The 10,255-nt window shown below is 25.6% G+C and carries 9 protein-coding genes and 1 pseudogene; 6 read left to right on the top strand and 4 right to left on the bottom strand.

Features of this window, described 5'->3' with window-relative positions:
- Positions 1-19: 19 nt before the first annotated feature.
- Genes BGS40_RS09820 through tssM form a run of 4 tightly spaced genes read right to left on the bottom strand, consistent with a single transcriptional unit; the run spans position 20 to position 5,173 of the window.
- On the bottom strand, positions 20-280 hold the full coding sequence (locus BGS40_RS09820; RefSeq protein WP_049984620.1) for a hypothetical protein: 261 nt from the start codon (positions 278-280) through the stop codon (positions 20-22).
- Complete coding sequence (locus tag BGS40_RS09815) at positions 253-684, bottom strand: hypothetical protein (protein ID WP_126207218.1); 432 nt, start codon at positions 682-684, stop codon at positions 253-255. Before BGS40_RS09815 ends, BGS40_RS09820 begins: the two co-directional genes overlap by 28 nt.
- 54 nt (positions 685-738) lie before the next feature.
- Positions 739-1,641 carry a hypothetical protein gene (locus BGS40_RS06925; RefSeq protein ID WP_087704625.1) on the bottom strand — a complete coding sequence of 301 codons (903 nt, stop codon included), beginning with the start codon at positions 1,639-1,641 and terminating at the stop codon, positions 739-741.
- Positions 1,631-5,173, bottom strand: a complete 3,543-nt coding sequence (tssM, locus tag BGS40_RS06920; protein ID WP_096738543.1) for a type VI secretion system membrane subunit TssM — start codon at positions 5,171-5,173, stop codon at positions 1,631-1,633. The genes BGS40_RS06925 and tssM overlap by 11 nt, the downstream gene beginning before the upstream one ends.
- Positions 5,174-5,308: 135 nt before the next feature.
- On the opposite strand from tssM, the gene BGS40_RS06915 reads away from it, so the two are divergent.
- From BGS40_RS06915 to BGS40_RS06895, 6 genes and pseudogenes are all read left to right on the top strand, one after another.
- Positions 5,309-5,824 carry an Hcp family type VI secretion system effector gene (locus BGS40_RS06915; protein WP_087704409.1) on the top strand — a complete coding sequence of 172 codons (516 nt, stop codon included), beginning with the start codon at positions 5,309-5,311 and terminating at the stop codon, positions 5,822-5,824.
- A 110-nt stretch (positions 5,825-5,934) separates the two neighbouring features.
- Positions 5,935-8,271: a type VI secretion system Vgr family protein gene (locus BGS40_RS06910; RefSeq protein WP_096738542.1), complete on the top strand. Its 2,337-nt coding sequence runs from the start codon at positions 5,935-5,937 to the stop codon at positions 8,269-8,271.
- Positions 8,272-8,280: 9 nt separating this feature from the next.
- Positions 8,281-8,646 carry a hypothetical protein gene (locus tag BGS40_RS09810; RefSeq protein ID WP_251814927.1) on the top strand — a complete coding sequence of 122 codons (366 nt, stop codon included), beginning with the start codon at positions 8,281-8,283 and terminating at the stop codon, positions 8,644-8,646.
- A 17-nt stretch (positions 8,647-8,663) separates the two neighbouring features.
- Positions 8,664-8,936 (top strand): hypothetical protein, encoded by a 273-nt coding sequence (locus BGS40_RS09805; protein ID WP_162842093.1) that lies wholly within the window; start codon positions 8,664-8,666, stop codon positions 8,934-8,936.
- A gap of 215 nt (positions 8,937-9,151) precedes the next feature.
- Positions 9,152-9,511 (top strand): hypothetical protein, encoded by a 360-nt coding sequence (locus BGS40_RS06900; protein ID WP_141085133.1) that lies wholly within the window; start codon positions 9,152-9,154, stop codon positions 9,509-9,511.
- Between the two features lie 459 nt (positions 9,512-9,970).
- Positions 9,971-10,255, top strand: a pseudogene (locus BGS40_RS06895) (hypothetical protein); the annotation flags it as partial.

Genomic DNA, 10,255 nt, shown 5'->3' with positions numbered 1-10,255 from the left:
ATAAGTTCTTTAGGGTTCATCAGTAACTTTGTCCTGTATATTTTTCATCACTTTTTATAAATTTATTATTAGTAAAATAATGAAAAGATCCTCCTCCTGCACTTTTACGACTAATGCTAGAAAAACTAAATCCTCTTCCTTCGTCTCCAAACAATCCATAGCTTTTTACTTTATAATCTATCATAGTAGCAAAAACAACAGGATATTTTTTACCCTCACACACATAATAAGTTGTCATACCCAAATAAGGTCTTAATTTTTTATAGTTTTCTTCACCCATATATGCTTAAATTGATCTTCATAGTATGCAAATTCGGGTTTATCATCGAAGTTACAATCATAGTCAGGATCATCTACATCATAATTATAATCGTTACGATAATATTTACAACCATTAGAAAGGACTTGAGGAAGCAATTTATCAATAGCTTCAGAATCTATTGTATAAATTAACTCTCCTGATTTTAATTGACCCGCTTTAGTTCTAAATTTATCAGTATCTTCCAACTCTCTTCTTTTTCTTTCATTTTCCAATATTTCTTCTCTTATTTTTTTATCAAAGATATAAATTCCACCATAATTACTTGCAAGAGTTTCTAATTCACTTGCTTTATTTTCTTTAAAAGCACATGCACTTAAAGATACTAAAGAAAATAAGTTTAGAGTTATCATTGTGATTTTCATTTGATACTCCTTTTTAAATTTAATTTTGGAAAATTATCTTACTTTAAAAAAAAATTATTTTTCTTTGTATTTATTTAAAGACAATAAAGTCAAATTTTCAAATATATTTTGATCATTTTTAATGATATTTTGTAAGGCGTTTTGCAAATAAGTCATAAAAATATCTTCTTCCATTTCTTTAAATACAGGTGAATACAATTCTTTAGTAATTAATTTTAACACAACAAGATTAATTAGTTTTGTATCTTTAATAAGCGGAATTTTTGAAATAATTGTTTGAAAATCATCTATATTTAATTTTTGGAAATTATCATTTAGTATTGTTTTTTTATGATTTTGTGATAGTTCATTTTGCAATTTATCTAAAATTTTTCCTATACTTTCATAAGTAAAATCTAAATTAACAGAAGAATTAGACTCCATAATAACTTCAGAATTTTTAATATTATTATCCTCTATAAAACTATAATCTATTTTTGTTTCAATAAGTTCTTTAATGTTTTCTTTTATCTTAAAATCTAAACTATCTATTTTTCCTCTAGGTTTTAGCTTTATTTCATCCATCTGTGTGTGTTTTTCTATTTCTTTTATTTCTTTTGCTTGCTTTAAATTTTCTTGTTTAATCTCTTTTGAATCAACAAAACGCAACTCAATAAGACCTAACTTTAGAACATCGCCTTTGTTGATAATAATTTCATAACCATCTTCCAATCTAGAAAAAGAATTATTATAAAAAATATCACTGCCTTCTATAGACGTCATAGTAAAAAAACCTTCTTCAAAAGTAATCTTCATATGTTTTTCTTTAACAGAATTATTTTTATCTTGTATCCAAAATAAACATTCTGGGCTTGATCCAACAAGTCCACCAGTTTCATCAAATACACAAGCTACTGTTTTTGTAATATTTTCGTCAATATTTTCAATTATTAATCCTATGGTTTCTTTATCTATCATTTTGAGCCTTTGTTATATTTTTTGCTATTTTAAAATCACTTAATATCATAATTATATTATTAATATCTGAGTTGTTATTATTAAGCCTGAAATCAAAATACATTTTTTTATTGTCATCAAATAAAACACTGTAAGATGAATTTAAATTTTTACTTTCCTGTAACAATTTATACCAAGCCCATTCTCCTTTATATGATTTTGTGTAATTTATATTAGCATCTAAATAAGAATACGCAGTGAAATCAAAACTAGTTCCATTGTTAAATTCATCAGTTATAACATCTAATTTTGTATGTAATGTGTGATCATATATAATAGAAGTATCATTATACTGAACTTTTACAAAAGAAAAATCGGCACTTAAGTCAAGACTTTGTAAAGTAAAGCGCACTCTCATTACATCATTTGCATTTAGCATTAACTCTGATAAATTACCAGCCTTAGTAATAAAATCCAAAAATTCTTTGGAAAAAGTTAATCTTGAGCTAAATTTAGAATTAATAGAATAAACATTTTTTCTTTTAATTAGAACATTTGTTAAATATTTTTCATAAAACTTATTTAAAATTCCATTTTTACCAAAGAAATTTTTAAAAGAATCTATACTTAAATCTTGTGAACTTAATAAATTAAAAGGGTAAAAAGGAGCTATATCATTAACAAATGGTACATAAATCTCATTCAACCAAACAGTATTAAACAAAGAAACTCCATGGTTTTCTATAATATTCCAAGCATACAAAGAAAGAGTTGCATAATATTTTTCCAATTCACTTGGTAAATTTTTAATATTTTGATCAAGAGAACTAAATGGGTCGCTAGAATCTTTACTATCGCTTAAAGCGTATTTTATTTTTTCCTCAATAGTTTGCGAGTTATTTGTTGTAAAGTCAGTTATTTTTTTATGAATATTAGACAAATCTGTATTTATTAATTCCATGGTTTTTTGATGACTTCCAACATCTAAACCTACAGCAGCAGCACCTGTATTTAAAATAGAATTTTGCTCTATAATTTTATGATAAGCATCAAACGAACTAGTAATCCCCATAAAACTTGTCTTTATTTCAGCAGCATTAACACCGAGATTATATGCTTGAGTTAGTAAGGCAGCATCATTAAGATTGGTATTTACACTAACAATTTTTATAAAATTCATTAAAGGATTTTCTTTTTTAGATAGTATATTAAGTTCATTTAACATAGAACTTTTGGAAATAAACTTTTTTGGTGCAAGTGAATTTAAAATTTCTTGCCATTTATTTTGATATTGCGTTAAATAAATTTTAATAATTCCCATTGCCATATTGCTTCTATTTTCAGAATTTGACAAATCATTTAAAATCCACGAATCAATCTCAATGGCTTTATCTATTTTTACATTTAATGTTTGCAAAAAGTCAGCCATACCTTTTTTTGTGTAAATTTCTTCAATACTATCAATTTTAATAGACTCTGAAAAAACATTGTTAGCAGCAAATCCTAATTCATTTTTAAAATTATATACTTTATTTTTTTTATCTAGAATGATAAAGTTAAGTAAAGTATATATTCTTTGAATTTTTGCTACATTATATAGTTTGTCAATAGATAATTTAACCGAAATATCATCTTGCTGAGAAGTGCTTAAATCAATCTTTTGAAGTTCATCGATACCAGATAGAAAATTTTCTTTAGAAATTTTATATTTTTCTAAAAAATTCCAATTTTCATTAATCCATATTTTTAATAAATCTTTATCAAGATATTTTTGCTCAAACAATGATTTATATACATATAAAGTTTTAATTAAGTTATCATAATTATCGTCAGTTTGTAATATTATTTCCATTTCTTTTAACAGGGTATTTTTCAACACATCTTCACTAATTTTATAATATAAATTTTGTGCTTTTTTAAAGCCTTTATATGTTATGTTTAAGCTAAAATATTCAAACAAACTTGCCTTTTCGATTAATTGCGGATATACACTTAGTATATTTCTTAAATCAACTAATAATTTTGCTTTCTCTTCTATACTCATCATTGGGTAATCTTGCATATTTTTCAACAAAAATGAAAGATCAGTATAAACACTTTGAGATATTTTCTTTTCTTGCTCGCTTTTAAGAATAAAATAAGATGAAATAAAATAAGTCATACAACTCAAAAATATAGTTAGACCCACAAGTGATATCTTTTTGTAAAAACTTTTAATTCTACTTAGCGATGAATCTTTAAAGACAATATCTTCAAGCAAAGACTGAACAAAATAACTTTGCTTGCTAAAAGACTGTTTTGCTTGAGCTAATGGTTTTTTTATATTATACTTTTCACAAATTGTATCAAGCATAAAATTTCTTGGCACATTTTCTTGATAAGCACTTACATAATATACCCCTCTTAAAACTGAACTATTTTTTAAAATATTTTCATTTTGGAGTTGCACGATAAAGTCTTTGCTCAATACAAATAAATTATCCAACTGCTTTAAAAATAAATAAATTTTATTTTTTTCCTCTATAGTGTATATAGAAGAATTTTTATCAACAAAACGTAAAAACAAAGATTTGCTTATCTCTTCAAAAGACTTTTGAATATCTTCTTCTTTAAAATGTTCTGCAAAACTTACACCAAAAGCTTTTTTTTGAATTTTTTCATTAAAAATATCAAAAAATTCTCTCATACCTTCTATTAAATCTAATTTTGAAAAAACAACATAAATAGGTAATTGTACACCTAAAATTTTTTCACACTCATGCACCCTTTTTGTTAAATAACGAATTAAATTATTAGAATATTCTTTTGTGTTTTCCAAAAACAATCGAGTATCAATTATTAAAATAATGCCATTTAATTTACTATGAAAATAATTCTTATTTAAAAATTTTAAAAAATTTTGCCAAATGCTCTTTTTAATTAAGAAATCTCTATTTTTCTCTATATCATCTTCGGGTAACTCATCACTACTATTAGGATGAAAAAAATCTTCTTGAGAAAAATAATTTCCCTCAGTATCAAGCAAAGCGCCTTTCTTGGAAACATATAAGCTAAAATTATTGGTAGACTTATGCATCTTTTTATATGATTCTAAACTATCGCTTAAAGGATATTCTATATCAGAATAATTTATAAAAGTACTTTTACCAGCACCTTCATTTCCCACAATAACAACAAGAGGCAAATTTTTAGTGTTGATATCTTTTTTCCATGTTTGTTTGGCATCTTTTAATGCGATAAAGAAATTTCTTTTTGCTTTGTATAAAAATTCATTAGATTCTTTTTTAATTTCTTTAAGTCTTATTCTTTTGTCATCCTTAAAAGATTTTATAAAATTACTTAAAGGCTTTAAAAGGAAAAACAAAAAAATACAACACCAAAATATAAAAATTATCCCAAATCTTAAATAAGAATTACTAAAAACATAAATTTCATTAAATGCAAATAAAGAACCATAAGTCCAAAAAAATAAACTTAAGACAACTAAAATAATAAGTATTAATGTGATTGCGAAAATCCTAGATTTTAAAATTTGCCTTATTTTTTGAAACATAATTTTTCCTAATATAAATTCAAATAATTGTTATTTCTATTTATTAATTTTATATTATTTTTACTTATTTTGTATTAAAATATTAAAAACTTTTAATATAAATATAAAGTCAAAATTATAATCATAAGGAAAAACATGGCGCAACCGGCATATATCAAAATCGAAGGTTCAACACAAGGACTTATTTCAAGTGGTGCTTCTACAGAAGCAAGTATAGGAAATCGCTATCAAGCAGGACACGAAGACGAGATTATGGCTCAAGAAATTTCTCATATTGTAACAGTTCCAGTTGATCAACAAAGTGGACAACCATCAGGACAAAGAGTTCATAAGCCTTTTACTTTCACTTGCTCTCTAAATAAAGCAGTTCCTCTACTTTACAATGCACTTACAAAAGGTGAAAGACTTCCGAGTGTTGAAGTTCATTGGTTTAGAACATCAACAAGTGGCGGACAAGAACATTTTTTTACAACTAAATTAGAAGATGCTATCATTACAGATATTACCTTAGTAATGCCAAATGCTCAAGAAGCAAACAATCATGACAAAACAGAGCTTTTTAAGGTATCTTTAAATTACAGAAAAGTTATTTGGGAACATACAGCGGCTGGAACAAGCGGAAGTGATGATTGGAGAGAAACAAATTCGTAACACAATAAGCTCATTGTTTAACAATGAGCTTTATATGCTGTTTAATATCCTTATCACTTTCATTAAAAATAATCCCAAATAAATCCCAATACCAACAAAGGTTTTTTTTAATGAATACAAACAACTCTTATCTTAATTTAAAAATTAACAAACTTGATTTTAAAATCACAAAAGCCATTATAAAAGAAAGCTTGGATCAAATCTTCTTATGTGAATGTGAAGGTTTTTATGAAAATATCAATAATGATATTTTTAGTGATGATAATATTGAATTTAATCCTAATATGCTTATTGATAAAGAAGCTTCACTTATAATTAAAAATCCTTATGAAAACAAAAAGATAGACTTTTCAACTAATATTGATATGATTTATCGGGGAATAATATCTTATGTTGACTATCTAGGTGTTAATCAAGATAGTGCTAGCAATATTGTAAAAGAAAATTTTAAACAATTAAACCATAAACATTTTTTTAAGTTTAACTTGCATTCTCCTTTAGTAAGACTTGATTTTAATAAAGCAAATCGTATTTATACTCATACAAACATAATAGAAATAATTAAACAAACCTTAGCCTATTACAACACCAAGCTAAATAAAAACATTGATTTTTCTAATATTCATCATATATATGAAACTAAAGAATTGATTTCTCAATACAATGAAAGTGATTTAGAATTTATTACAAGATTAGCACATAATCATGGCATTTATTTTTATGAAGATAAAGATAATATTTATTTTTATGATTTTTATACTCATAAAGGCAAAATAAAAGATATAGTTTTTAATCCTAATATCAACAACCATCTTAATGAAACTTGTATTTACGCACTAAATAAAGAAAAGCAAATACAAACTAATGCTTTTACTCATTCTAGCAATAATTCCAAACAACCTTTAAGTTTATATTCATTAAGCACTAAAGCACAAAACACCAATGCACATTATAATGAGCATTCTTATGAAAGTGAGTATTCCTTTACACAAAATATTAATTTAAAACAATCCCCTACCCTAAAAGAAAAAAGAAACATTATGCTTAATAATATACTAAAAGCAAAAAGCAATATTTATCATCTTAGTTTAAATGAAAGTATTAAAATTAATATTCAAGAAGAAACCACCAAAGAATATACCATTATTGCAAAAGAACAAATTTTAATTGATGATGCTATTTTAGCTAATACTATCAATACCAATGATAATTTAAATATTAAAGACTTAAATCTAAGCAAATCTTATACAAATAATTTAACCCTTACCCCATCTTTTTTAACCTTTACACCTAGTTTTAAATCCAAACCAAAACCTCCAATTAATACCATGGGTATAGTTATAGGAGAAGATTCTAATATAGAAAATCAAAGAAATACTATATACACAGATGAATATGGAAGAGTAAAAGTAAGGATTAATCTTTATGCTAATCAAGAAGAATTAGATAATAAAACAAACATGTATCACCATAGTCCATTCTTAAGAGTAGCTAGCCCTATAGCGAGCAATCATTCAGGTTTTTACCATACACCTAGAATTGGAGATGAAGTTATTATTTCATTTTTAGATGATGATATAGACAAGCCTTTTATTAGTGGGAGTTTGTATAATGGGGTGAATGATCCTCTTGTATCGTTACCACACCATGATCACAAAACTTCCATTAGCTCTAAAACTATAGGAGTATATGAACAAGGATATAATGAACTAACATTATCCAACTTAAAAGATAAAGAACAAATCTATCTAAAAGCAGAAAGAGACTATGATGAATTGGTTCAGCACAACTTTACTCAAAGAATTTTAAATGATAAAGATTCTATGGTGGATGGGATTTATAATGAAAGAATTAAAAAAGTTCATACGCAAACCATAGATTTAGCTAAAAATGTCAATGTTGGTGCTGAGTATCTAATAAATGTAGGTTTATCTAAAGACACCATAGTTGGATTATCTAACACTTTAAATGTGGGAGTAGACAACAAGTTAAGAGTAGCTAAAAATTCAAGTGAATATATTGGAGAAAATAAAGACACTGAAATATGCGCAAACAAAAATACCATTATACATAAAGATGAAACTAGAAATGTTAAAGGAAACAAAAAAGAAATTATAGAAGGTTGTTACAATATAAATACAAGCAATAAAATACAAGTCTTGAGCGAAAAAGAGATAGATTATAAAAGTAAAGACAATATTCTTTTTACAAGCAATGAATCCATAGGATTTGAAAGCGATAAAAATACAAGTATGGTGGCTGATAATATCACTACCTATGCAAAAACAACTCATTATCTAAAGGCTGATAGTGAGGCAACTATACAAGTAGGAGAAACATTGGTTAATACTAAACCAGATTGTGTTATCATTAAAGCAGGTGGAGTAGAAGTCATCATAGATTCCAAAGGACTTGTAGTTAGAGGTGGAGAGCTTAAAGCAGAGTAAAAGATAAAAATGAGCCAAATAAACAATAACACAGAAATCAAAGAACAAGACACTCAAGATGAAATTGTTTTTGAAAGAAAAAAACATATTGGATTTTTGCTTTTTTGGATAACAAATATTGTATTTTTATGTTTTATGCTTTATTTGCTTCCTAGGGCATTTAACAATATCACAAATTTTAAATTGTTTATAGTTTTTATTATGTTTCTTTTAATGATATATTTATTTGCACGAGCGATCTATAAAATGGCAAATATTAAAAGAAATTATATCACAAAAGAAAAACTTGTGATTGAGTATTATATTAAGAATAATTTGATTTTTCCTTTAGGAATTTTTTTATATATTCTCGTAGTTTGCCATTTGTACCTATGATAAATCCAGGAGATATAGTGATATACACCTTCGGAGACAAAGTTAAAGAACACCGCGAACCTAATGTTATTTTTAGTACTGATCCTGACTCTCAGATAGAAAATAGCTTTTATGCAAAAGTTAATGCCATTATAAAGCCTCATGTAATGCCTTATTTATTAAGCTTAAGTGATGAAGAAATTGAAAAAATCTTTTCCCATGTAAGCGCTACTAGTGAAATTAATACCACTTTCCTTAAAGAAGCACAAGAATTAAGAAAAGAGAAAAAGGATAGAGAAGTTGGAGAATAAAAAATGCAAAGATGGAATTGTTTGGAAATTGCGGTATAAAAATACGCTACTACTTGTATTATGGACTATCATTTTATGGAGTTTTAGGATTATTGTGTTATGTGGGTTTATTTAGATTTTTTATATAGCAATTAAAAAGCTATATCAAGCTTTTGATAAAGGGATTTGGGATATAGTATTATTTCGGTATAATAAGCCTTATATTTATGATTGTTATGTTTGGTTATCTTATGGAAATTTTGCAAACACTCAACACAAAAGAAATTTATGCCACAGATAAAGACCTTATTGTAAAGAAATTTGTCGGCAAAGATAAAATTTTTGAGATTGGAAGTTTTTATTTTTGTTATTTTTCACACACATTTACTGCTATTTATGCCGATAGTGTAACTATATCTAAATTTGGCGAGGAAATTTATAATGCATATTCGTTTTTAGATCCACTCGGAAACAATAATATCCAAGAATTGTATGCAATAATAAAAGAATATTTAAGCAAAATTGATTTGAAAAACTATGAATTTTTAAGAGTAGGCATAGCAAAATCTCACCACGATTTGATTTGGATTTTTTAAAAATTGAGGAATTGAGGAAAATACAAAATGACAAATGAAAATATATACTCTAGCTTACAAGTAGTATTAGACTCTAATGTATCACAATTAAAAACACAATCACAAGAAAAAAATTTTTGGAGTAGCGGGACAGATATTTTCAAATTCAGTCGGTGCTGCTGGTGCTTATAGTCAAGAAAAAATCAAAGTTTTATTTGATACAAGCGACAAATTAGGCAAGCAAGTTATAAAAGTTAATTTTAGAATCTTTAATATTCTTTATAAAAAACTAGAACAAAAATCCAATGAAAAATAGCTAAAGAAATTTTAGAATATGATGAGGATGAATATATTCTTTTTATTTTCCACAAAGCCAAACTAAACGATACTTATTTAAAAGCAAGAAAAGAACTTTATAAAAGTATTGATGAATTTAAAAAACTGGGTTTTAAAGATTTAGAAAATGCTTATCAAACTTATATGAATTCTTTAATTGCAAATAAAGAAATAAATAGCAAAGACGAAACAATAAATAAAAATAAAAACAAAGAAATAAATAAAAATTTAAATCAAGAAAGCAATACAAAAGAAAGTATAAATTTCAAAGAACTTTCTTTAAATTTAAATCAAGAAAACAATACAAAAGAAAATACAGACACTATAATAAAAAATACAAATTTTAACAATGAAACTTCTTTAAAAACAAAACAAAGCAATACCATTATAGATGATATAAAAGAAGATTTTAAGATTGTATCTAATAAT

It is taken from the genome of Campylobacter sp. 107 (assembly GCF_002383835.1).
GTDB classification, from domain to species: Bacteria; Campylobacterota; Campylobacteria; order Campylobacterales; family Campylobacteraceae; genus Campylobacter_D; species Campylobacter_D jejuni.
The sequence above is the reverse complement of the archived record's forward strand: the minus strand, read 5'-3'. Positions and strand labels throughout refer to the sequence as shown.